Here is a 23,667-nt window from a genome sequence, read left to right as displayed (position 1 = left end):
CCTGCCAGAACGCTTGACCCGGCCAAACCCGGATGTAAAGTGGGAACGATCCCGGTATCGTTCCCTATTTGGCGATACGCATAAGAAACCCCAGAGAGGAAATCATGAGCGTCATGGACTTGCGAGGCCTCAGCCCCGCCCCCGTCACAGTCTTCACTCGCGATGGCGAGGTCGATTATGCCGCCAATGCGCAGCTGGCCAAATGGCTGGTGTCGATCAAGGGCGTGAAGAGCCTGGTCATCCTGGGCCATGCCGGGGAAGGCACCTTCCTGACGGTCGAAGAGCGCTTGAAGCTGATCGAGACCTATGCTGAGGCGGTCGATGGCGCCGTGCCGATCATCGCCGGCGTCACGGGTGAGGGCACCCGCGTCGCCGCCCAGGAGGCCAAGGCCTCGAAGGCCGCCGGCGCGACGGGCGCCTTGGTCTATCCGAACCACGGCTGGCTGCGGTTCGGCTTCCAGAAGGGCGCGCCTCAGGACCGCTACAAGGCGATCTGGCAGGAGTCCGGCCTGGAGTGCATCCTGTTCCAATACCCTGACGCCACCAAGGCGTCCTATGATCTGCAAACCCAGATCGACATCGCCACTCAGGAGGGCGTGGTCGCCACCAAGAACGGCGTACGCAACATGAAGCGCTGGTACACCGAGATCCCCGAGATCAAGAAGGCCGCGCCCGAGCTGCAGGTTCTTTCCTGCCATGACGAATGGCTGCTGCCGACCATGTTCGACGTCGACGGCTTGCTGGTCGGTTATGGCAACATCGCGCCCGAGCTGCTGATTCAGTTGATCGAGGCCGGCAAGGCTCAGGACTATCCCGAGGCGCGCCGCATCTTCGAACAGCTGCTGCCGGTGACCAAGGCCGTCTATCATCGGGGTTCGCACATGGAGGGCACGGTCGCCCTCAAACTGGGTCTGGTAAAGCGCGGCGTGCTCGACCATGCCACCATCCGCGAGCCGCTCAAGAATCTGGGCGAAGCGGCGGAGCGGGAAATCTTCGCCGCCTTTGACGCGGCGGGGATCGGACCGGTCTCCGCCGCGGCCATCGCCGCCGAATGAGTTGATGGGTCCTCGCGCCGCAGGGTGCGAGGACCTTTTGCTTCCGGGGTGGTCCCGCACCGGCCCTGGAACGCGTATCACCGCACGGATGACTCCAAAGAAGCGTCACTGTGCAAGGGAGAAACAGCCAGGCGTGGACCGGTCCGAGGATCGCCGCGCCCGAAAGGAAAGTCATGTCGCATCGTGACGTCGTGCACGCGGCTCCACCCGTGCACCCCCCGAAAGTCGCGTCGAATCGGTCGCTTGTGGCCAAGCTGGCGCTGATCGGACCCGCTTTCATCGCCGGCGCCTGGCAGTTCGGCCCTGGCAATCTGACCTCTGCGATCGAGGCGGGCAGCGCCTTTGGTTACGCCCTGATCTGGGTGATCCTGGTCTCGACCGTGCTGATGATCTTCTTCACGGATATGAGCGTGCGGGTCGGAATCGCCTCGCCCCTGTCCATGATCGGCACAATCAAGCAGACGCTGGGAAAGCCGGTCGGGGTGCTGGCCGGCTGTGGCGTCTTCTTCATCACCCTGTGTTTTTCGGTCGGCAATGCGGCCGGGTCGGGTCTGGCCCTATCGATGCTGTTCGGCGGCAGCGCGGTGTTCTGGACGCTGCTGGTCACCGTGGCGGTCGGGTTCGTTCTTCTGGTCCGCAATGTCTACAAGACGGTCGAGCGCGCGCTTCTGGTGCTGGTGGCGTTGATGGCCGTGGGCTTTGTCGGCAGCGCCTTTCTTGCACGCCCGGACTGGGCGGCCGGCGTGTCCGGCGTGTTGCCCAGCTTCCCGGCGGGCGCCGAACTGCTGATCGTCGCCCTTGTCGGCACCAACTTCTCGATCAACGCCGCCTTCTTCACCAGCTACGCCACCAAGGCGCGGGGAATTCGCCGGGATGAATATGCGGATGCGACCCTGTCCGACACCATACCGGGCATCGTCGCGCCCGGCATCATGACGGCCTTGGTCATCATGGTCGCGGCAGCCGTGCTGGGACATACCGGACAGCGCGTCGAGACCCTGCCGCAACTGGCCAGCGTCTTCGAGCCTCTGGCCGGTCAGATCGGCTACTATGTCTTCGTTACGGGCTTCTTCGCCGCCGCCTTCTCCTCCATGCTGGCCAACGCCACGGCGGGCGGGACCCTGTTGTCGGACGGCCTCGGCTGGGGCGGGTCGTTCGATTCCCTGCGGACCAAGATCCTGGTGGGATGCGTCCTGCTCTTCGGTGTGCTGGTGGTGGCGTTTGCGCCGGGCTCGCGGATACAGCTGATCATTCTGGCGCAGGCGATGACCGTGCTGGTCGCCCCCATGCTGGGCGTTCTGCTGGTCCTGACGGCCAACAACAGGCTGCTCGGGGATCTGCGCAACAGGTGGTGGCACAACCTGTTCGCCGCCGTGGGCCTGATTTCCATCTTCGCCACCAGCGTCCTGCTGGTCCTCAGCCTCACGGGCGTCATCGCGCGCTGATCGCGCTTGCCCGCGCCTGCCTCCTCTCCGGAGTTCCCCGCCGGATCACAGACGTCCGGCGGGGCGGGCGTAGCGAAAACCAAGACATCGGGAGACGAGACCATGACGGTTCGTAAAGACCGGCGCGGGATGCGCCGTGGGCGGAGCGCCGCCCTGACCCTGCTGGCGCTGGCCGCCGTGCCGGCCTCCGCGAAGGCCCAAGACGTTGCGGTGACTCAGACCCCTGAGCCTTCTGCGCCCTATCCTCGCGCCGCCATCGGCGTTGGCTCTGTCGTCGGCGGCTATGCCGAGGCGCGCTGGGCCGAGGACTGGTCCGCCCTGCGCGACCCGGAGCGGCGCAAGGACGTGTTTGATCGGCTGAAATACACTCCGTTGTCGCAGGATGGGGAGGTCTGGCTCAGCCTGTCGGGCGAGATGCGGCTGCGCACCGCCCTGACCACCAGTCCCGGCCTTCGGGAGGGTGCGGACCTGCGGCTGGACACCCTGCGTCTTGTCGGCGGCGCGGATTTGCACATAGGTCGTCATCTGCGCGTCTTCGGCGAAATGGCGCATGGCGGCGCGGGCGGCGACAACTATGGAAATCCGGTCGGCGCCATCCGCAACGACCTGGCCGTCACCCAGGCGTTCTTCGATGTGACGGGAGAGATCGGCGGACGCGAGGTCGGGGTCCGCTATGGCCGCCAATTCTTCATCGACGGCTCACCCTATCTGATCAGCACCCGCAACGGCGCGACCCTGCTCACCCCCTTCAATGGAATCCGGGGGTGGGTGAGGGGCGAGCATTGGCGGGCCGACCTGTTTGACCTGCATCCGACCCGCCTGGGGACAGGAGACGTCTCCGATGACCGAACAGACGACGCTCGACGGTTCAGCGGTCTGAATGTCAGCACTCAGGTTCCAAGCGACTGGTTCGGCGGCTCTAAGCTGTATCTCGATCCTTTCGTCTGGCGTTTCCGTCAGGACGCTCGTCGCTGGGGCGCCGAGACGGCGCGGGAGGAGCGAACCTATGTCGGCGCCCGTCTGTGGGGCGCAGCCGGCCCGGCTCAGTTGGACTGGACGCTGGCGCGTCAGACCGGTCGCTTCGGTGATCGCGATATCGAGGCGTTGCAGGTCTTCACGACCCAGAGCATGCGTGCGGGGGAGGGAGCGGGTGCGCCGCGCATCAGCCTGCGCGTCGACTATGGCTCAGGCGGCGGGGCCTATGATGGCGGCGTGATCCGCAACGCCTTGACCCCACAAGGCGTGCCGATCTTCTACAGCTACCAGAACGTCTTCAACCCCGTGAACATGATCGCGGTCGCGCCAGGCGTCACGGTTCGCCAGGGCAAGACCAGCGTTACGGGCGAGGTCCAGTTCACCTGGCGCGCGTCGGAACGCGACGCCGTGTATCGGGCCACCGACCTGCCCTATGCCGGCACTGAGGTGGTCGAGGGCCGCCACGTCGGCGAAGTCTGGAAGCTGCAGTTGGCGCACACGATCTCTCCCAGGACCAGCTTGATCGCCCGCTATGAGCATCTGGCTGCCGGATCGGTGCTCAAGGATGCAGGCTACGAGAGCTCGGACTACCTGACGGCCTGGGTGAACTTCAGATTTTGAAGGACGCGGCCGTTCACCAGGTTCGCCAGGGCGCCATGCCGGCGGCATTTAGTTGGACGCCAACGTCGGCTTTCCGGCGGAAGTACAATGTGCGCTTCTCTAATCGGGTGTAGGGGGCAAGCTGGTTTGTGATTGTTGTCGGCCTGATCGATCACGCGATCACGCTTCTCTTCGCAGTCTGGATGGCTCCTTGCGAGCGGAGCCGGTGTACGCATGCATGGGATCGGGGTCTTGAGAGCCTCGCTTTTGGGCGCGCTCGAAGCGCAGTAAGCATTTTCGGCTTCATCCATCCCGTCGTCCGCGCGGGACGATCCGAGCCGGAACTCTGTGCCATCGACCCACATGCGGTGCAGGACGACAGCGATCTTGCGAGCGACGGCTACGATGGCACGCCGACGGCCCTTGGTCTTCATCAGCCGCATGCCCCAGGCCTTCAGGCTCGACCATTTGATCGAGCGCATGAGCATGGCGTTGGCGGCGGCGTACCCGCCTTTGCCGATCTCAGGGCGCTATGTTCGCGAGTCGGCCTTCGAAGGAAGGACGGCAGTGGATGAGCTTGCAGCGATGATCGACGATTCAGCCCTCGAATTGATCCGCTATTGTCTGAGACGGGCCCCGGACGAGAGCATCGAGGTCAACGAGGCCTGGCTCGACACAGCGCGCGATGCCCTTGGTGAGGACGGGCCCGAGCGGGCGATCGTCACACCTTCCTGCGGTCTGGCGAAGACCGGGCGGTCGAAGGCCTGAAGAGGCGGGTAGCCTGGCTCCAGGCCCGCGTACGAAACTCGACGCCTTGGTCGTGCTTTCCGGCGCCCTGTCCGGGGAGCTCTCCGAATAGTTACTCGCGGCCGAGGAAGAGCTTTCGCGGGCAGAAGTGGGCGCAAAACAGACACCGAAGGCGAAGAAAGCGAAGACGTGAAGCGGTTTGTACTCGTAGGCCGGTGATGATCGACCCCACTCTGCTGATGAGTTTCGTTTGCTGTGACTTCAGTCTCATCTATTGTGGCCCGGGTCTCATCTGCAGTGACCCGGACCACCGCCGCCGTCTTCCTTAGACGTCCACCGCCGCGTCCAGGGCGTTTTCCTGGATGAACTCGCGGCGGGGTTCGACCACGTCGCCCATCAGTTTGGCGAACAGGTCGTTGGCGTCTTCCTCGTGTTCGACCGAGACCTGCAGCAGGGTGCGGGCGTTGGAGTCCAGCGTGGTCTCCCACAGCTGTTCCGGGTTCATCTCGCCCAGACCCTTGTAGCGCTGGATGGCCAGGCCCTTCTTGCCGGCGTCCAGCACCGCGTTCAGCAGGTCCAGCGGCCCCCGGATGGTGGTGGACTTGTCCTTGCGGCGATAGGTGGCCGGAGCGGAGAAGACGCCGTCGAAGGCGGCGGCGCGCTCGGCCAGACGACGCGCGTCCAGCGAACGCAGCAGGGTTTCTTCCAGCACGATGGTTTCCTGAACCGCGCGCCGGGTGCGGGTGAAGACGACCGCGCCCTGTTCGCCCGGCGCGCCGGTCCAGTTGCCGTCGCCCTCTTCGGCGTACAGGTTCAGGCGCACGGCGGCGGCGGCCGAGGCCTGGGTCATGTCGGCGTTTTCGGCGAACAGGCCGGCCAGGGCCGCCTGTTCAATGGCGAAGGCGGGGGCGCGCTGGCTGAGGCGATCGACGCCGCCCTTGAAGGCCTTGGCCTCGCGCACCAGAGCCTGCAAATCGAGACCCAGGCGACGCTCGCCGGTGGACAGGTCCAGCTCGGCCTCGGACGAGCCCTCCTCGATCAGATAGGCGTCCATCTCGGCCTGGTCTTTCAGGTAGCGAGACTGCTTGCCCTTGGAGACCTTATAGAGGGGCGGCTGGGCGATATAGACGTGGCCGCGCGTGATCAGCTCGGGCATCTGCCGATAGAAGAAGGTCAGCAGCAGGGTGCGGATGTGGGCGCCGTCGACGTCGGCGTCCGCCATCAGGATGATCTTGTGATAGCGCAGCTTGTCGGCGTTGAAGTCGTCGCGGCCGATGCCGGTGCCCAGGGCCAGGATCAGGGTGCCGATCAGGTCCGACGACAACATCCGGTCGAAGCGCGCCCGCTCGACGTTCAGGATCTTGCCGCGCAGGGGCAGGACGGCCTGGTTCTCGCGGTTGCGCGCCTGTTTGGCCGAGCCGCCGGCGGAATCGCCCTCGACGATGAACAGTTCGGACTTGGCGGGATCCCGCTCCTGGCAGTCGGCCAGCTTGCCGGGCAGGCTGCTGATCTCCAGCGCCGACTTGCGCCGGGTCAGGTCGCGCGCCTTGCGGGCGGCTTCACGCGCGGACGCCGCCTCGATGATCTTGGCGACGACCTGTTTGGCCTCGACCGGGTGTTCCTCGAACCATTGGGCCAGCCCCTCGGAGCACAGGGCCTCGACGGCCGGGCGCACTTCGGACGAGACCAGCTTGTCCTTGGTCTGGCTGCTGAACTTGGGATCCGGCACCTTTACCGACAGGACGCAGGTCAGGCCTTCGCGGGCGTCTTCGCCGGTGACGGAGACCTTCTCCTTCTTGCCGGCGCCCGAGCTCTCGATATAGCCGCCCATGACGCGCGTCAGGCTGGCGCGGAAGGCCGACAGGTGGGTGCCCCCATCCCGCTGGGGAATGTTGTTGGTGAAGCACAGCATGGTCTCGTGATAGGAGTCGTTCCACCACAGGGCGAGATCCAGCTCGATCCCTTCCTTCTTGCCGCGAATGACGATGACGTCCTTCAGGATCGGCGCCTTGGACTTGTCCAGGTGGCGCACGAAGGCCTCGACCCCGCCCTCGTAGTGCAGGATGGTTTCGGTCGGCTCGGCGCTGCGCTGGTCGGCCAGTTTGATGACCACGCCCGAGTTCAGGAAGGCCAGTTCCCGGAGCCGGTGTTCCAGCGTCTTCAGATCGAAGTCGATGTGGCTGAAGGTCGTGACCGACGGATAGAAGGTGACCTCGGTGCCGCTCAGGGGCTTGCCGGTGTCTTCGCGGATCGGGGCGTCGCCGGTGATCACCAGCGACTTGACCGTGTCGCCGCGCTCGAACCGCATCTGGTGCGCCTTGCCGTCGCGATAGATCTTCAGCTCCAGCCAGTCGGACAGGGCGTTGACCACCGACACGCCCACGCCGTGCAGGCCGCCCGAGACCTTGTAGGAGTTCTGGTCGAACTTACCGCCCGCGTGCAGTTGGGTCATGATGACCTCGGCCGCCGAAACGCCTTCGCCTTCGTGAATTCCGGTCGGAATGCCGCGGCCATTGTCGGTCACGGTGACCGATCCGTCGGCGTTCAGGATGACCTGGACCAGGTCGGCGTGGCCGGCCAGGGCCTCGTCGATGGCGTTGTCCACCACCTCATAGACCATGTGGTGCAGGCCGGAGCCGTCGTCCGTGTCGCCGATATACATGCCGGGACGTTTGCGCACCGCGTCCAGGCCTTTGAGAACCTTGATGGAATCGGCGCCGTATTCGGGCATTTCGGCAATCGGATCGGTCATGAAATCTGTAGCTCTGAAGTCCCGACCGGGACGGGGATTGAGCGCCGCGTCGGGCGCTCGAATCGACGACGGGATCGCACCGCATCGAAGCCCGCAACATATAGGAATTTCCGACGAAAAAGCGAGGAATTCCGTGCCGGAATCCTAGTCGCTCTCCAGCGCTCCACCGGCGACGCGCACGAACTGCGCGCGGCCGTCCAGGCCGGCGAACAGGCTGCGTTCGGTGCCGGTCATGAAGGCCTGGAGGTCCAGGGCGACGATCTCGTCGAACAGGGCGGCGCGACGGGCTTCGTCCAGGTGGGCGGGGGCCTCGTCCAGCAGCAGGACGGGGCGGGCGGCCCCGGCGGCGTCATGGTGCGCGAGGCGGCTGATCTGGGCCAGGATCAGGTTCAGGACCAGGGCCTTCTGCTCGCCGGACGAGCCCTCGGCGGCGGGCCGGTTCTTCTCGCGGTGAAGGGCGGTCAGGTCGGTGCGGTGCGGGCCGAACAGGGAGCGGCCGGCGGCGCCGTCGCGGGCGCGCGCCTTGGCCAGGCCCTCGCGGATGGCGGCGGCGATCTCGTCTTCTTCGGCGCCGGCCTCGGCCATCTGTTCGGCGGGGCCGTCCAGCCCCAGGTCGGCCTGGGGGAAGGGGCGGTCGCGGCGGGCGTCGATGGCGGCCTGGAGCGCGTGCAGGGCGGCGACGCGGGCCAGGGCCGCGCGGGCGCCGGCCTCGCCCAGCCGGGCCTCCAGGGCGTCCAGCCAGACGGGGTCGGCTTCGCGTCCGTCCTGTGCGTCGTTCAGCAGCCGCAAGCGTTCGCGCAGGGCCTTTTCGTAGGCGGAGACGGCGGCGGCATGGTCGGGATCGGCGGCGAAGACCAGCCGGTCGAAGAATTTCAGCCGCTCGGCCCGGGCGTCGGAGAACAGTCGGTCCTGCTCGGGCGTCGCCCAGACGGGCCGCAGATAATCGAGCAACCGCCCGGGCTGGGCCGTCTCGCCGTCGATGCGGACGATGCGCCGCGCCGCGCCCGCCGTCTGGACGCCGGTGCCCAGCCGCGTCTCGTCGTCCAGTTCGACCATGACGGCCCAGGCTCGGCCCACCGCCTCGCCCGGCTCGCGCCGACCCATTTCGGCGGCGGTCGCGCCCCGCAGCCCCTTGCCGGGGGTCAGCAGGCTGATCGCCTCCAGCAGATTGGTCTTGCCCGCCCCGTTCGGGCCGTGAAGCACCACCGGGCCGGAGGCGAGCTCCAGCCGTGCGCTCGCATAGGAGCGGAAGTCGGTGAGGGTGAGGGAGGTGATCAAGGAAGTGACGAGTGGCGAGTGGCGAGTGGCGAGGAAAGCAGGGCGAGGTGTGCTCGCCACTCGCCACTCGCCACTCGATCACACCCGCAGCGGCATCAGCACATACTGCACGCCCGGATCGCCCGGATCGAGCACCAGCGTCGGCGAAGCCGGGTCGGCGAAGCGGAAGGCGGCGTTTTCGCCGGTGATCTGGCCGGCGACGTCCAGCAGGTAACGGGCGTTGAAGCCGATCTCGAACGGTTCGTCGGAATAGCCGATCTCGACCTCTTCCTCGGCCTGGCCGGCTTCCATGTTGCGGACGGTCAGCTTCACCCGGTCGTTGTCGAAGGCCAGTTTCACCGACCGGCTCTTTTCCGCCGAGATGGTGGCGACCCGGTCGACGGCCTTGGCGAACAGGGCGTTGTCGATGTCGGCCTGTTTGTCATTGCCCTTGGGAATGACGCGCAGATAGTCGGGGAAGGCGCCGTCGATGACCTTGGAGGTCAGGGACGCCTCACCTATCTGGAAGCGGATCTTCTGGGCCGAGACGGTGATCTCGACCGGGCCGGCGGCGTCGTCCAGCAGGCGGCGGACCTGATCCACCGTCTTGCGCGGCACGATGACGCCGGGGCCGCCGGCCGCGCCCTCGGGCGCCGGGGTCTCGGCCAGGGCCAGGCGGTGGCCGTCGGTGGCCACGGCGCGCAGCAGGGCGACGCCGGCCTCGGCCACCGTGTGCAGATACAGGCCGTTCAGATAATAGCGGGTCTCTTCGGTCGAGACGGCGAACCGGGTCTTGTCGATCAGCCGCGCCAGGTCTTCCTTGGGCATGACGTAGGAGGCGCCGGCGCTGTCGGTGGACATGATGGGGAAGTCGCCCGCCGGCAGGACCGGCAGGTTGAAGCGCGACCGGCCGGCCGAGACCACCAGCCTGGGATCGTCGCCCGAATAGAGCAGCGACACCTCGGCGCCTTCCGGCAGCTTGCGCACGATTTCGTACAGGGTGTGGGCGGGGGCGGTGATCTGGCCCTCGACGTTCACCGTCGCCTCGGCCTCGTCCACCATCTCCATGTCCAGGTCGGTGGCTGCAAAGGCCAGCCGGTCCCGGCCTGCGCTGAGCAGGACGTTGGACAGGATCGGGATGGTGTTTCGGCGTTCGACGACGCTCTGCACATGGCCCAGGGCCTTCAGGAGCGCGGATCGTTCGATGGTCAGTTGCATGTCGTCTCGCCCGGATGCGGCGACTCAGGCTGGAGCGCCGCGATAGAGGGCCTTGGACACTAGCGGATTGGGCGCAAGGAGCAAGGAAGGCGACGGAAGCCGTTCACAGATTTCTGTTTCTCCCGTCCCCTTCATGGGGGAGGGAGATTGTTCAGCCCCGCAGCTTGCGGGTCAGGGCCTCGACGTCGCGGGCGATCTGGTCGTCCTGGGCCATCAGCTCCTCGATCTTGCGCACACCGTGCAGGACGGTGGTGTGATCGCGACCGCCGAAGCGACGGCCGATGTCGGGATAGGAGCGGGTCGTGTGCTGCTTGCACAGATACATGGCCATCTGGCGCGGGCGGGCCACCGAACGGGTGCGGCGCTCGCTCAGCAGATCGGCCTGTTTCAGGTTGAAGTGGTCGGCCACCGTCTTCTGGATCTCGTCCACGGTGATCCGGCGCTCGGGGCCGCCGCGCAGGGCGGCGCCCAGCAGGATCGAGGCCTCGTCCACCGAGACGGTCGCCAGGCGCGAACCGGCGGCGGCGGCCAGGGTGTTCACGGCGCCCTCAAGCTCGCGCATCGAGCCCGGCGTGCGATCCACCAGCTGGGCCAGCACCTCGGGCGCGGCCTCGCCCTGGACGACGCCCAGGGCCGACAGGGCCTTCAGACGGTTCTGGGCCACGGCGATCTTCAGCTCGCGGTCGCCCGCCTCGACCGGGCAGGTCAGGCCGGCGGCCAGGTGGCTGCGCAGGCGCGGCTCGACCTCGGTCAGGGCCATGGGCGCGCGGTCGGCCGAGAAGACGATCCGTTTGCCGTCCTCGATCAGGGCGGTCAGGGTCGACAGCAGTTCTTCCTGGGTCGAGGTCTTGCCGCCGACGAACTGGACGTCGTCCAGCAGCAGCATGTCGGCCGAGCGCAGGCTTTCCTTGAAGGCGGCGGTCGATCGGTCCTGCATCGCCTTGACGAAGGTCGACAGGAAGCGTTCGGCGGTCAGATAGACCACCTTGGCCTCGGGCCGCAGACGCTGGGCCTCCCAGGCGATGGCGTTCAGCAGGTGGGTCTTGCCGTAGCCGTAGGGGCCGCAGAAGAAGACCGGGTTGAAGTGGCCGTCGGCCCAGCTGGCCACCTGTTTGGCGATGGCCAGGGCGAAGGCGTTGCCCTGGCCCTCCACGAAGCTGTCGAAGGTCAGGCGGTCCTGAAGGCCGGCGGCGCGCACGGCGCGGGCGCCGTCGGCGATGGGGGGCACGGTCGGGCTGGCGAAGGCCGCCAGACGCGGTGTGGCGTCCAGGACATTGCCCGCGATCACGGCCGAGGCCGGAGGGGCCGAGCCCACCTCGGCGCGGCAGCGCACGTCCAGGCGGCGGTTCAGGCCGTCCAGGCCCAGCCACAGCTCGTTCATGCGACGCAGGGCGTTCTTGCGGACCCAGTCTCGGGCATAGGCGGTGGGCGTGACCAGGATCAGCTGGCCGGAGGAATCCACGCGAACGGCGGAAGGGGCGATGTAGGACGAGAAGGGACCGTCGCCGATCTCGGCGCGCAGGCGCACCGAGGCCTCATTCCAGATGCGATCCGGATCCGTCATGTTCGATCCGTTCACGCCGCCCGCCATCGCCGTCGCACCCCCAACCATTGTTCAGCCACCCGCTTCAAAAAACCATTCCGACCTTCGGCACTTCAGGGCGACGGTTCAGGGACGACTTCTCCTGCCCCGAAAAGCGATGCTTTTCGGGCGGGGCCGAGCTCCTGGACAGACATCTCCCGCCAACGCGAAACTATCGTCCCGCGCCGTCTTCATCCGTGTTGGGATGGAAGTGCGTTAGAGGCCAAAACTTACGCTGCGAGCCGGTTGGGTCAACGCTGATTCGTTGGTCGATTCGCAGTTAAATTGTTTGACTCCGTCAAACGCTAATCCTGCTTGAGGAATTCGCCTTCCAGGCGCCCCGAACTCCGTATTCCTGCGTAGAGAGGGTTAACGGCCAAACGCAAAACGGCGAAGGAGCTGATGCCCCTTCGCCGTTGAAAAGTCTGCAAAATCCCGTAACGGAACAGCGACAGCCATTCCGTGTCCGGGAAATCCGTTAAAGGATTTAGGCGGCCGACAGCTTCTTCAGCTGGGCGGCCAGACGCGACACCTTGCGCGAGCCGGTGTTCTTGTGAACGACGCCCTTGGAGACGGCGCGCATCAGCTCGGACTGGGCTTCCACGAAGGCGGTCTTGGCGGCCGTGGCGTCGCCGCCGGCCAGAGCTTCTTGGAACTTGCGCAGATAGGTGCGGACGCGCGAACGGCGCGCCTTGTTCACTTCGGTCCGCGCTTCGATCTTGCGGATCGCCTTGCGGGCGCCGGGGTTGTTAGCCATTTCAAACCTTCGAACGGAAAACGCCGCGGAGCACACGTCCACGGCGCGGAAATCTCAAGAGGGCGGGCCTATAGCCGAAAGCCCGGGGGTGGTCAACGCGCAGTTCCGACAAAGGTCAGGTGAGGTGCAACCCGCACCGGGTCGATAAACCTTATTCAACCAAAACATGGCAGCTTCCGATCAGATCGGAAGCCGAATGCCTATAAAAGCCGCAGCCTTTGCCCTCGCCCTCGTCCTGTCGGCGTTTTTCGTACAGGACGTCTCAGCTCAGCCTGCGGCGCAATCGCGGACGCCCCTTCAACTGGCAGAGGCTGTCGAACGGAGGGCCGGCACGACGGATTTCAGGGCGCTTGAGGCGTTCGGCCGCGAGGCGATACGCCGTAACGACCGCGAAGGTCTGCAACGCCTCTATCATGTCGCCTGGATATTTCTGAACCAGGGCGAGTTCGACACGGCCAGGATCTGGAACGACCGGCTCATGGAAGGCGCGCGTCACCAGGGCTCCCACCGCTACATCCAGATCGCCCGGCTGAACGCCCTGGCCCTGCGGTACGACGAGGGCGAGACGGCCGCCGCCGACGAGATGCGCCGGCTCGCGTCGATGGAGCCCGACTGGTTCGCGCGCACGCACGCCACCCGATTGTGGGCGCTGGCCCTGATGGATCGTGATCAGATCGGCGAAGGGCTGAAGCTGCTGACCGACGCCGACGCCTTGATCCCCGAGGGCGACGTCTATGCGCGGATTGCGCAGGCGGGCCTGTGGGAAATGACCGGCATCGGCCTGATGAGGCTGAACGACATCGATGGGGCCACCGCCGCCTTCGGGCGGTTCGAGATCGACTTGGCCAATCCGGACTATCCCCGGCCGGACTTCGACGCCGTCTACAATCTGGCCCGGCTATCGACCCAATTGGGCGATGTCGAACAGGCGAAACGCCTGTATCAGGTTCATCACCGGCTGACGCTGCGCGCAGGCCTGCCCAGCCTGGGGGTCTATGACGCCCGCCTGTGCGCCATGGTGGCCCAGGCCGCAGAGGCGCCGCGGGACGTGCTGCGATGTCTGGCGCCCTATGGCGAGAACCTGGGGGACGCCTCCTTCCTGGCGACGCAATTGCTGCCGGCTCGCGCCATCGCCCGGGCCCAGACCGGACAGATCGAGTCCGCGCGGCGCGACCTTGCGCAAATCCGCCGTCGCATCACCGTAGACCGCTACCGAGAGGAAGCGCGGCTGGAGGTGGCGCATGTCGAGGCCGAGATCCTGTTCGCCGAGGGCCGGGCTGCGGAAGCCTACGTCAAGCTTCGCGCCTACAACAGCGCCGAGCGCGTCGCCGAAGCCCGCGTCTTCAGCGGAGGGATCCGCCAGGTCACCGGCGACATGCAGCACAAGCTGACCGAACGTCGCGCCCAGTTGGAGACCGCGCGCTCGAACACAAGATTGCAGGGCTTGATCCTGACCATCGCCGCAATCTTCATCCTGTCGGCCTTGGCCGCCCTGTTGTGGATGGGAAGCCAGGCCCGGGATCTGCGCATCGCCCGTCGCCGCGCGGAAGAAGCCAGCCGGTCCAAGTCGGAATTCCTGGCGAATATGAGCCACGAGATCCGCACGCCCCTGAACGGGGTCGTGGCCATGGCCGACGCCTTGTCGCGCGCCGGGCTGGAGCCGCGTGAACGCGAGATGGTCGAAGTGATCCGGTCCTCGGCCGTGACCCTGGAACGGCTGCTGTCCGACATTCTGGACACGTCCAAGATCGAGGCGGGCCAGATCGTTCTGGAACGGTCGGTCTTTGATCTGGGCGACACGGTGCGCGGCGCGGCGGCCCTCTACCGGCCGCGCGCCGATGAAAAGGGCGTCGCCCTGCGGGTTGAGGTCGAGCCGACCATCGAAGGCGCCGTCGAGGGCGACGTGGTCCGGGTGCGCCAGGTCCTGTCGAACCTGATCTCCAACGCCTTGAAGTTCACCGAAACGGGATCCGTCGTCGTCACCGCCGTCGCGGTGGATGAAGATCGGGTCCGGTTCACGGTGAGCGACACCGGCTGCGGCTTTGATGCGGGCCAGAAGGGGCGGATCTTCAATCGCTTCCAGCAGGCCGACGGCTCCATTACCCGCCGGTTCGGCGGCACGGGCCTGGGCCTGGCCATTTCGCGAGACCTGGTCGCGCTAATGGGCGGCGTGCTGGATTGCGACGGCCGGCCGGACGAGGGCGCCGACTTCTGGTTCGAAATCCCTCTGACCAGGGTGGGGGGCGTCCAGCCGCCATCCGCGCCCTTCGGCCCGGGCGACGCCGGCGAGACCGACGCGCGCGCCTTCCCTGCGCGGATCCTGTTGGCCGACGATCATCCGGCGAACCGCAAGGTCGTCGAGATCATGCTGGCCGACATGCCGACCGAACTGGTGGCGGTCGAGGACGGGCGGCAGGCCGTGGAGGTCTTCCGAAAGGGCGGCTTCGACCTGGTGCTGATGGACATGCAGATGCCGGTGATGGACGGCCTGACGGCCACCGCCGCCATTCGCGCCCTGGAGACCGGAGAGAACCGCGTGCGCACGCCGATCATCATGCTGACCGCCAACGCCCTCCCCGACCATGTGGAAGCGGGGCGGGTCGCGGGCGCGGACGGCCACCTGTCCAAGCCGATCACCCTGGTCGGCCTGCTCGACGGCGTGGCGGCGGCCCTGGCTGCGGCTGAACGGCGGGAAAACCCCGTCGCTGCTTGAGGGGGGGCTGCTTGAGGCGGCGCCGCTTGAGGGTCAGGCGCGGAAGTCGGCGGGTTTCAGTCCGTGGCGCTGCAGCTTGTCGTACAGGGTCTTGCGCGGAATCCGCATCTCCTCCAGCACCGAGACGATGTCGCCCCTATGGGTCTGCAGCGCGCCGCGCAGCAGCTCGCCTTCGAAACGATGCATCCGGTCCGGCAGGCTCAGATCGGCCTCGGCGCCGCCGGACCCCTCGTCCAGGCCCAGGACGACGCGTTCGGCGAAATGGGCCAGTTCGCGGATATTGCCGGGCCAGTCCTCTTCCAGCAGACGGCGGCGGACGCCGTCGGTCACGCTCGGCGGCTCGACGCCGTGGCGGTCTGCGGCGCGACGCAGGAAATGGGCGAACAGCAGGGGGATGTCCTCGCGCCGCTCACGCAGCGGCGGCACGCGCAGCCGCACCACGTTCAGGCGATAATAGAGATCTTCGCGGAAATCGCCGCGCCGCGCCGCCTCGCTGAGGTCGATCTTGGCCGAGGCGAGGATGCGCAGGTCCAGCACCCGGGGCTCGTTGGCGCCGATCGGATGGATCTCCCGCTCCTCCAGCACCCGCAGCATCTTGACCTGGACCGCCAGGGGCATGCTCTCGACCTCGTCGAGAAACAGCGAGCCGTTGTGGGCGCGCTCCACATGTCCCACCCGTCGCCGCATGGCCCCGGCGAAGGCGCCCAGTTCATGCCCGAACAGTTCGCTCTCGATCAGGCCGTCGGGCAGGGCGCCGCAGTTGACGGCGACGAAGGGCGCCAGCCGGCGCCGGCCCCCGTTGTGCAGGGCGCGCGCGACCGCCTCCTTGCCGACCCCGGTCTCGCCTTCGATCAGCACGTCCATTCGGGCGTCGGCGATCTGGGCGATGGTGGCCCGCAGCGCCGTGATGGCGCGCGACGATCCGGCCAGCGGCAGTTCGTGCCCGCCTTCGGCGGCCATGGCGACCAGGCGGCGGTTCTCCAGCACCAGACTGCGCTTCTCCAGCGCCCGGTTCAGGCTGTCCTGCAGCCGCTCGAACGGAAAGGGCTTGGCGACGAAATCATAGGCGCCGTCGTGCATGGCGGCCACGGCGTCGGCGATGTCGCCGTGGCCGGTGATCATGATGACCGGCAGACTCGTGTCCAGGGCCTGCAGCCGCGTCAGCAACTGGCGGCCGTCCATGCCCGGCATCCTCAGGTCGGTCACGACCACGCCCGGGAAGTCTGCGTCCAGCGCCTTCAGGGCGGGCTCGGCCGCCGTGAAGGCGCGCACCTCCAGTCCTTCAAGCGTCAGGCGTTCGACCAGGGCCTGGCGAAAGTCGGCGTCGTCCTCAATCAGGGCGACGGTCTGCGGCAGGGGCGGGCGCATCAGGCGGCCTTCAGGACGGCGACGAAGGTCGCGCCCCGTTCGGCGGGGACCAGATCCAGCTCGCCCCCGAAACTGGCGACGATGTCGCGGCAGATGACCAGCCCCAGGCCCAGGCCGTTGGCGCGGGTGGTGACGAAGGGCGTGAACAGCTGGCGCGCCACATCGGGCGCCACGCCGGGCCCGTTGTCGGCGAAGATCAGCCGCACCCGCTCGCCGTCGCGCGCCACGGCCAGGGTCAGGCGGGCGTCGGTCTGGCCTTCCATCGCCTCGGCGGCGTTCTTGATCAGATTGACGATGACCTGTTCCAGACGGAACTGGTGGGCGCGGACCTGCACGTCGCCGTCGCCGATCCGCTCCAGTCTGACCCCGCGTTCCTCCACCCGCCCGCGCGTCAGTTCCAGCCCGCCCTGGATGGCGTCCTCCAGCCGGATGGCGTCGATGGTCGGCGTGGCCTTGCGTGAGAACAGCCGCAGATCCTGGGTGATGGCGCCGATCCGTTTGGTCAGACCGCCGATGCGCTGAAGCACGTCTCCGACCTTGTCGGGCTGGTCGCGGCTCAGCAACAGTTTCGCGGTCTCTGCATAGGTCCGGATGGCGGCGACGGGTTGGTTGATCTCGTGCGCCACGCTGGCGACGATCTGGCCCAGGGCGGCCAGTTTGCTGGCCTGCACCAGTTCGTCGCGCAGCAGCTCCCGCGCGGCCTCGGCGCGGCGGCGCTCCTCGATCTGGCGGTTCAGGGCCAGATTGGCGTCGTGCAGTTCGCGCGTGCGTTCGTGGATGCGGCGCTCCAGCTCCAGCCGGCCTTCTTCCTCCGCCTGAGCCTTGGCGCGGGCCAGATGACGCCGGCGCAGCAGCACGGCCACGCCCAGGGCCAGAAGGCTGGTGATCAACAGGGCCAGACCGCGCGCGCCCGCCACCGCCGCCCCGATCACCCCCCGTTCGGGCGTCAGCAGATGCAGGGTCCAGCCGGGCGCGGCCGTATCCGTCTCCGAATGCACCCATGTCTGCGGACGGCCGTCGCCGACGGCCGTCCGCACCAGCCGGGGCCGGTCGCCGTTCGGCGTCTGGAAGGGCAGGGGGGACAGGGCGCCGGGGTGGAGGGTGAGGTCGGTCAGGCTGAGGCGACGCCGTCGCTCGTCCATCGGTTCGGTCGTGCGGAAGCGCCATTCCGGGATGCTGGTGACCAGGACGACGCCGCCCGGATCTGAGACCCAGGCGGGCTCGCCCGAGCCGCGCCATTCGGCCTCCAGGTCGTCGAACTCGACCTTCAGCACAACCACGCCCAGGGGCGCGCCGTCCGCTGAGTCCACACGGCGCGACAGATAGAGGCCGGGTCGGCCGCTGCGGGTGCCCAGGGCGTAGAACTCGCCTTCGGCGTCGCGCATCGCATTGATGAAATAGGGCCGGAACTCGTAGCGCGAACCGACGAAACTGGTCGAGGCCCGCCAGTTGCTGGACGCCAGGGTCAGGCCCCGCGCGTCCAGCACATAGATGACGGCGGCGCGGGTCTGGGACGCCAGCCGCTCCAGCTTGCGGTCCACCCCGTTCACGGCCTGGGCGCTGGGCGTGGTCAGCAGGGCGGCCACATCGGGATCGCCGGCCAGGACGATGGGGATGGCGCGCTGCTTGTCCAGTTCGCTGCGCAGCACGGCGGCGTGCAGGGCGGCGCCGGCCGTCGCCTGGCGTTCCAGTTCGCCGGTCGCATCGCGCCGCGCGGCCTCGCCCGCGACGCCCGCCAGCACGGCGCTCGCCGCCAGCCAGCCAAGCGTCAGCAAGACCCAGGGCTGTCGAGCGATACTCGAAAGTCCTTCGATAGTCAGGGGCGGCGACGAACGAGTCATGCGCCTATCTGTGCGACATTTCGCACGACTAGGCCATCACCTTGTGCGTCCAGCCGCACTGCCGATCCCGATTCTGGGAGGATCGCTAGGATATTTTGTTGAAAAAACAGCCTTCTAGATCGTCTTTCGAAGGGGTTTGGAAGCGGCTTCACCCTGCCGGACACTGGACCTCGGAGCCTCGCCGCAGACGTGGGGCCCGTCGAGGAAACCGCGGGATGGTCCCGCAGTGACAGGAGCCTTCCGTGATCGCGCTTCCCTCCACCGCAGAACCGGCCGTGCGTCGGCCCTTTTACCGGCATCTGTATTTCCAGGTTCTGACCGCCATCGTGGCCGGCGCGATCATCGGCCATTTCTGGCCCAGCTTCGGCGAAAGCCTCAAGCCGCTGGGCGACGCCTTCATCAAGTTGGTGAAGATGATCATCGCCCCGGTCATCTTCCTGACCATCGTCACCGGCATCGCCGGCATGAGCGACCTCGGCCGCGTGGGGCGCGTGGCGGCCAAGGCCTTCGCCTATTTCCTGACCTTCTCGACCCTGGCCCTGATCGTCGGCCTGATCATCGCCAACCTGGTCCAGCCCGGACGCGGCCTGAACATCGATCCGGCCACCCTGGATGTCGGCGCCGTCGCCAAATATTCGGAACAGGCGCATGAGACGACCATCACCGGCTTCCTGATGGGCATCATCCCGGACACGATGGTTTCCGCCTTCTCCGAGGGCAATATCCTCCAGGTCCTGTTCGTCTCGGTCCTGTTCGGCCTGGCCCTGGCCCTGGTCGGCGACGTCGGCAAGCCGGTGCTGAGCTTCCTGGAATCGATCAGCCACGCCTTCTTCAAGCTGGTGGCCATCCTGATGAAGGCCGCGCCCATCGGGGCCTTCGGCGCCTTCGCCTTCACCATCGGCAAATATGGGATCGGCTCCATCGCCAATCTGGCCGCGCTGGTCGCCACCTTCTACCTCACCGCCGTCATCTTCGTGGTCGGCATCCTGGGCCTGGTCGCCTGGGCCAACGGCTTCAACATCCTGAAGCTGATCCGCTATCTGAAGGAGGAACTGCTGCTGGTCCTGGGCACCTCCTCGTCGGAAGCCGCCCTGCCGTCGTTGCTCAACAAGATGGAACGCGCCGGCGCCTCCAAGTCGGTCGTCGGCCTGGTCGTCCCGACCGGCTATTCGTTCAATCTGGACGGCACCAACATCTACATGACCATGGCGGCCCTGTTCATCGCCCAGGCCCTGAACATCGAACTGACCCTGCAGCAACAGATCCTGCTGCTGCTGGTCGCCATGCTGTCCTCCAAGGGGGCGGCCGGCATCACCGGCGCCGGCTTCATCACCCTGGCGGCGACCCTGTCGGTGGTTCCTACCGTTCCGGTCGCGGGCATGGCGCTGATCCTGGGCATCGACCGGTTCATGAGCGAGTGCCGGGCCCTGACCAACTTCATCGGCAACGCCGTGGCCACCATCGTCGTCGCCCGATGGGAGGGCGAACTGGACCGGGACGCCTTGCACGCGGCCTTGAACGGTCCGTCGCAGCCGATCGCGGCCCAGCCCGATCCGGCGGCCGGCCCCGGTGACAAGGAGCTGGTCACCGCCGACTGAGTTGCTTCCTGCACAGGCGCCGTCGCGAAAGCGCGGCGCCTGTACTGCATCCGGCGCCTTGCCCAACGCTGATACGCATTTCTGCTTATAGCCATTTGGGCCTTCCTTAACAGTCGCACCCTATGAGCGTTATTCATGATTATTCACCGCTCCCTCGCAGCGGGTGTCGGCCTCGCCGCGCTCGCCACCTCCGCCTTCGCCCAGTCGTCAACGCCGACGGCGGAAGAAATCGCCGCCCTGCGCGCCCAGGTGCAGGCCCTGTCCGCGCGCCTCGAACAGCTTGAGGCCCAGTCGCAGGTCCAGGCTCAGACGGCCGCCGCCGCGCCCGCTGCCGCGGGAACGCCGGCTCCGGCCGCCGCCGCCGCGCCGCGCCCGGTCGTCCAGGCCGCCAGCGCGCCCTCCAGCGTCGACTGGTCGAGCGGCCTTCCCGAACTGCGCAGCCCGGACGGCGGCTTCACCTTCAAGCCGCGCATCCGCGTCACGGCCGACCTGTCCAACACCTTCGGTTCGGACTTCGACGGCCGCAACCTGACCACCACCGAACTGCGCGGCCTGCGCCTGGGCGCCCAGGGCAAGACCCCCGGGGGCTTCAGCTACTGGATCGAAGGCGACATCGCCGACAATGCGATGAGCGTCGCCAACGCCTTCATCGCCTATAGCCGCAAAGTGGGCGGCCGCGATCTCGAGGTGTCCGTCGGCCAACGTCTGAACGACCGCTGTTTCGAATGCGGCACGGCCGAGGATGTGGTTCCGTTCCTGGAGCGCAGCATGGCGATCTCGACGGTGGGGCCGGAGCGCGGCTCCTACGGCGTCGGCGTGACCTCCAAGCTGATCGGCAGCGTCTGGCACGCCTCGTTGTCATTGACCGGCGACGCGATCAGCAGCGGCACGACGAATGACTCCGTCACCCTGATGGGCCGCACCCACTGGTCGCCCTTCAAGACCGACGACGGCTTCCTGCACATCGGCGGCTGGGGCTTTATCGAGGATCTGACGCCCAATGCTTCGGTGGCTTCGCGCAGCCTGGTGGTCTCGTCGCGCGGTAACGACAATCTGCGTCTCTCGGCCGGAACCTATGCCGATCCGAAGGGCAGCAAGGGCCTGGGGCTTGAGCTGGGCGGGGTGCATCGCTCGGGCTGGCTGATGGCCGAAGGCGGCCGACGTTTGCTGGAGACCGCCGCGCGGGACTTCGACCAGGACGGCTATAGCATTTCGGCGGGCTTCTTCATCACCGGCGAGAAGCCGCCCCTTTCGCCCCGTACCGGCACCTGGGCGCGTCCCAAGGTGCTGAAGCCGCTGGGCGTCGATGGTTACGGCGCGGTCGAAATCGTCGGCCGCTATGACACCGCCGACTACAGCGACAACCCGACCGGGGGGGAAGCCGACACCTGGCTGTTGGGCGTCAACTGGTATCCGACGAACAACACCCGCGTCTCCACCCACTGGAGCGCCTGGTCGGTCGACAACCGCACCGGGACCTTCGTCGGCGACGACAGCGGCAACACCGCCACCATCCGCGTCCAAACCGCCTTCTAGACCTGAAACCCGCCCGGAACGGTCCGCCGTTCCGGGCTTGCGCCCCAAAGCCGCCGAGATGATCGCATGAACCCGAAGAACATCCCGATGCAGCGGAAACTGGCGATCGCCTTCGCCCTTCTGCTGACCGTAGCGGCCGCCATGATCGGGGCGGTCTTTTTCCAGCTGTCGGAGATGAAGACAGCCGCCGAACTGAACGCCGAGAGCAAGTCGATCATCGACCACACCCATGTGGCCGAGAAGGGCTTCATCCGCCTGAACTCACAGATGCGGGGCGTGCTGTTGACCGGAAACGCCGACTATCTCGAAGTCTACCGCAAGGGCTGGGAACAGTTCGAAGCCTCGGTCGCCGCTCTGGGCGCCGCCAACCTGACGCCGGAAGAGCAGGCGCTGGTTGAGAAGGCCAAGACCGACGCGGCCGCCTGGCGCACCGAGTTCGGCACGCCGCTGACCGAAGCGGCGCTGGATCCTTCGCGTATCGAGGCCGCGCGCCGCGTGGTGATCGATTCCGGCGATCGGGTGCGCGTCACCCACATCACCAAGGCCGTCACCGAAATCCGCGATATGGAGATCGAGCGGATGAACGTGCGCGACGCCGAACAGGCGTCGGCGATCACCGCCTCCTTCATCGCCCTGGCGGTCGGAGGGCTGATCCTGGTCGCCGCCGCCGTCTTCCTGGGCGTGCAACTGTCCATCCTGATGGTCGCGCCCGTCCGCCGCATGACCGGCGCCATGTCGGTCATGGCCAACGGCAAGCTGGACGTCGCCATCCCCGACACCGACCGCAAGGACGAGGTCGGCGCCATGGCCCAGGCCATGCAGATCTTCCGCGACAACAGCCTGCGCGCCAAGGCGCTGGAGCTCGAAACGGAAACCATGCGCGACGAATCGGAAGTCGAGCGTCGGCGCCGCGAAGCCGCCGCCGCGCAGGAAGCGGCCGAGAATGCGGTCGTGATCGAAAGCCTGGGCAAGGGGCTGTCCGCCCTGGCGGACGGCGATCTGCTCTACCGCATCGACGCGCCCTTCCCGGCGCGCAGCGAGGTCCTGAAAACCGATTTCAACCGTTCGATCTCCCGTTTGGAAGAGACGGTCACCGGCGTGCTCGGCTCGGTCCGCGGCATCGACTCCGGCGCCGGCGAGATCAGTCAGGCCTCCGACGACCTGTCGCGCCGCACCGAACAACAGGCCGCCAGCCTGGAAGAAACCGCCGCGGCCCTGGACGAGATCACGGTCACGGTCCGCAAGACCGCCGAGGGCGCCACCCAGGCCGCCACGGTCACCAGCGGCGCCCGCCAGAGCGCCGAGGCCTCGGGCGCGGTCGTGATGAACGCCGTCCAGGCCATGCAGAAGATCGAGGACGGCTCACGCCAGATCAGCCAGATCGTCGGCGTGATCGATGAGATCGCCTTCCAGACCAACCTCCTGGCCCTGAACGCCGGGGTCGAGGCGGCGCGGGCCGGCGAGAGCGGACGCGGCTTCGCGGTGGTCGCCTCTGAAGTGCGGGCCCTGGCCCAGCGCTCGGCCGAGGCCGCCAAGGAGATCAAGACCCTGATCAACAGTTCGGGCGCCGAGGTCGAGAACGGCGTGCGCCTGGTCAGCGAGGCCGGTTCGGCCCTGCAGGCCATCGCGTCCCAGGTCAACGACATCAGCAATCTGGTGGTCGAGATCGCCGCCTCCGCCAAGGAGCAGGCTACCGGCCTTCACGAGATCAATGTCGCCGTCAACCAGATGGACCAGGTCACTCAGCAGAATGCTGCGATGGTCGAACAGGCGACGGCGGCCAGCAACGCCCTGCGCCAGGAGACCGCCGAGCTGTCGGCCCAGGTGTCCTTCTTCCAGGTCTCGGGCGGAAAGCCGGTCTCAGCCGCGCCCGCAGCCCCATCCGCGCGCGCCGCGCCCCGCCCGTCCCCTCGCCCGGCCCCGCGTGCGGAACAGCGCGTGGTCAAGGTCGCCAACGGCCGCGACATGACGGTCGGTTCGAACGACGACGGCTGGGAAGAATTCTGATCAGAAGGGGGCGGGACCAAGGTTCCGCCCCGCCCTGTCATCGGACGTGCAAGACCCGAGTCCAACCCTGTTGAACGCGCCGTCGATCCGTTTCCGTCGCACAAGTTCAGGCTGTGTGGGGTGCATGCAACGCTTTCCAAAACGTCATGAATTCCGCCGCTTTCCAGCCATGTTTTTCACGCCCAAAGGGCCTGAAATCTACATTCTGGACCACGG

Annotated in this window: 15 protein-coding genes and 1 pseudogene; 8 read left to right on the top strand and 8 right to left on the bottom strand. The window is 67.1% G+C overall.

Annotation, left to right across the window (positions count from 1 at the left end; all coding sequences use genetic code 11):
• Positions 1-104 precede the first annotated feature (104 nt).
• The 3 genes from GYM46_RS04790 to GYM46_RS04780 all read left to right on the top strand — a co-directional run bounded on the left by GYM46_RS04790 (position 105) and on the right by GYM46_RS04780 (position 4,096).
• Positions 105-1,055, top strand: coding sequence for a dihydrodipicolinate synthase family protein (locus GYM46_RS04790; RefSeq protein ID WP_008264264.1), 951 nt, complete (start codon positions 105-107; stop codon positions 1,053-1,055).
• Positions 1,056-1,300: 245 nt separating this feature from the next.
• A complete protein-coding gene (locus tag GYM46_RS04785) occupies positions 1,301-2,500 on the top strand; it encodes an Nramp family divalent metal transporter (protein WP_008260810.1) in 1,200 nt (399 codons plus the stop codon).
• A 102-nt stretch (positions 2,501-2,602) separates the two neighbouring features.
• A complete protein-coding gene (locus GYM46_RS04780) occupies positions 2,603-4,096 on the top strand; it encodes an alginate export family protein (protein ID WP_198004265.1) in 1,494 nt (497 codons plus the stop codon).
• 311 nt (positions 4,097-4,407) lie between these two features.
• Here GYM46_RS04780 and GYM46_RS16805 read toward each other — a convergent pair.
• A pseudogene (locus GYM46_RS16805) lies at positions 4,408-4,581 on the bottom strand (IS110 family transposase); the annotation flags it as partial.
• Between GYM46_RS16805 and GYM46_RS04775 the strand changes: the two are divergent.
• A complete protein-coding gene (locus tag GYM46_RS04775; protein WP_008263127.1) occupies positions 4,499-4,843 on the top strand; it encodes a hypothetical protein in 345 nt (114 codons plus the stop codon). The pseudogene GYM46_RS16805 and the gene GYM46_RS04775 sit on opposite strands and share 83 nt — an antisense overlap.
• 304 nt (positions 4,844-5,147) lie before the next feature.
• Here the strand turns inward: GYM46_RS04775 and gyrB are convergent, their stop codons facing one another.
• From gyrB to rpsT, 5 genes are all read right to left on the bottom strand, one after another.
• On the bottom strand, positions 5,148-7,574 hold the full coding sequence (gene gyrB, locus GYM46_RS04770) for a DNA topoisomerase (ATP-hydrolyzing) subunit B (RefSeq protein WP_008263675.1): 2,427 nt from the start codon (positions 7,572-7,574) through the stop codon (positions 5,148-5,150).
• Positions 7,575-7,718: 144 nt separating this feature from the next.
• On the bottom strand, positions 7,719-8,852 hold the full coding sequence (gene recF / locus GYM46_RS04765) for a DNA replication/repair protein RecF (RefSeq protein ID WP_008261710.1): 1,134 nt from the start codon (positions 8,850-8,852) through the stop codon (positions 7,719-7,721).
• 78 nt (positions 8,853-8,930) lie between these two features.
• Entirely contained in the window at positions 8,931-10,049 is a 1,119-nt protein-coding gene (gene dnaN, locus GYM46_RS04760; protein ID WP_008258859.1) for a DNA polymerase III subunit beta, read from the bottom strand.
• 151 nt (positions 10,050-10,200) lie between these two features.
• The gene (gene dnaA / locus GYM46_RS04755) at positions 10,201-11,640 is read right to left on the bottom strand and encodes a chromosomal replication initiator protein DnaA (protein ID WP_008258751.1); all 1,440 of its coding nucleotides are present in this window, start codon (positions 11,638-11,640) and stop codon (positions 10,201-10,203) included.
• A 478-nt stretch (positions 11,641-12,118) separates the two neighbouring features.
• Positions 12,119-12,388, bottom strand: coding sequence for a 30S ribosomal protein S20 (gene rpsT / locus GYM46_RS04750; RefSeq protein ID WP_008262250.1), 270 nt, complete (start codon positions 12,386-12,388; stop codon positions 12,119-12,121).
• A gap of 196 nt (positions 12,389-12,584) precedes the next feature.
• Between rpsT and GYM46_RS04745 the strand changes: the two genes are divergently transcribed.
• Positions 12,585-15,101, top strand: coding sequence for an ATP-binding protein (locus GYM46_RS04745; protein ID WP_040349235.1), 2,517 nt, complete (start codon positions 12,585-12,587; stop codon positions 15,099-15,101).
• A gap of 33 nt (positions 15,102-15,134) precedes the next feature.
• On the opposite strand, the gene GYM46_RS04740 is transcribed toward GYM46_RS04745, so the two are convergent.
• Positions 15,135-16,469: a sigma-54-dependent transcriptional regulator gene (locus GYM46_RS04740; RefSeq protein WP_008258643.1), complete on the bottom strand. Its 1,335-nt coding sequence runs from the start codon at positions 16,467-16,469 to the stop codon at positions 15,135-15,137.
• Entirely contained in the window at positions 16,469-18,244 is a 1,776-nt protein-coding gene (locus GYM46_RS04735) for a sensor histidine kinase (RefSeq protein WP_164952612.1), read from the bottom strand. The genes GYM46_RS04740 and GYM46_RS04735 overlap by 1 nt, the downstream gene beginning before the upstream one ends.
• Before the next feature lie 308 nt (positions 18,245-18,552).
• On the opposite strand from GYM46_RS04735, the gene GYM46_RS04730 reads away from it, so the two are divergent.
• From GYM46_RS04730 to GYM46_RS04720, 3 genes are all read left to right on the top strand, one after another.
• Positions 18,553-19,908: a dicarboxylate/amino acid:cation symporter gene (locus GYM46_RS04730; protein WP_040349236.1), complete on the top strand. Its 1,356-nt coding sequence runs from the start codon at positions 18,553-18,555 to the stop codon at positions 19,906-19,908.
• 135 nt (positions 19,909-20,043) lie between these two features.
• Positions 20,044-21,444, top strand: coding sequence for an OprO/OprP family phosphate-selective porin (locus GYM46_RS04725; RefSeq protein ID WP_008261554.1), 1,401 nt, complete (start codon positions 20,044-20,046; stop codon positions 21,442-21,444).
• Positions 21,445-21,510: 66 nt separating this feature from the next.
• Positions 21,511-23,451: a methyl-accepting chemotaxis protein gene (locus GYM46_RS04720; RefSeq protein WP_008259619.1), complete on the top strand. Its 1,941-nt coding sequence runs from the start codon at positions 21,511-21,513 to the stop codon at positions 23,449-23,451.
• Positions 23,452-23,667: the final 216 nt, after the last annotated feature.

The organism is Brevundimonas mediterranea (assembly GCF_011064825.1).
In the GTDB taxonomy this organism is placed as follows: domain Bacteria; phylum Pseudomonadota; class Alphaproteobacteria; order Caulobacterales; family Caulobacteraceae; genus Brevundimonas; species Brevundimonas mediterranea_A.
Note: the sequence above shows the minus strand (reverse complement) of the source record. Positions and strands in the feature narration are given on the sequence as shown.

Excerpts from the sequence above, each read along its gene's own strand:
- dnaN (WP_008258859.1), bottom strand. The coding sequence starts at position 10,049 with ATGCAACTGACCATCGAACGATCCGCGCTCCTGAAGGCCCTGGGCCAT.
- dnaA (WP_008258751.1), bottom strand. The coding sequence starts at position 11,640 with ATGGCGGGCGGCGTGAACGGATCGAACATGACGGATCCGGATCGCATC.
- GYM46_RS04725 (WP_008261554.1), top strand. The coding sequence starts at position 20,044 with ATGATTATTCACCGCTCCCTCGCAGCGGGTGTCGGCCTCGCCGCGCTC.
- rpsT (WP_008262250.1), bottom strand. The coding sequence starts at position 12,388 with ATGGCTAACAACCCCGGCGCCCGCAAGGCGATCCGCAAGATCGAAGCG.
- GYM46_RS04780 (WP_198004265.1), top strand. The coding sequence starts at position 2,603 with ATGACGGTTCGTAAAGACCGGCGCGGGATGCGCCGTGGGCGGAGCGCC.
- gyrB (WP_008263675.1), bottom strand. The coding sequence starts at position 7,574 with ATGACCGATCCGATTGCCGAAATGCCCGAATACGGCGCCGATTCCATC.
- GYM46_RS04745 (WP_040349235.1), top strand. The coding sequence starts at position 12,585 with ATGCCTATAAAAGCCGCAGCCTTTGCCCTCGCCCTCGTCCTGTCGGCG.
- GYM46_RS04740 (WP_008258643.1), bottom strand. The coding sequence starts at position 16,469 with ATGCGCCCGCCCCTGCCGCAGACCGTCGCCCTGATTGAGGACGACGCC.
- GYM46_RS04720 (WP_008259619.1), top strand. The coding sequence starts at position 21,511 with ATGAACCCGAAGAACATCCCGATGCAGCGGAAACTGGCGATCGCCTTC.
- GYM46_RS04790 (WP_008264264.1), top strand. The coding sequence starts at position 105 with ATGAGCGTCATGGACTTGCGAGGCCTCAGCCCCGCCCCCGTCACAGTC.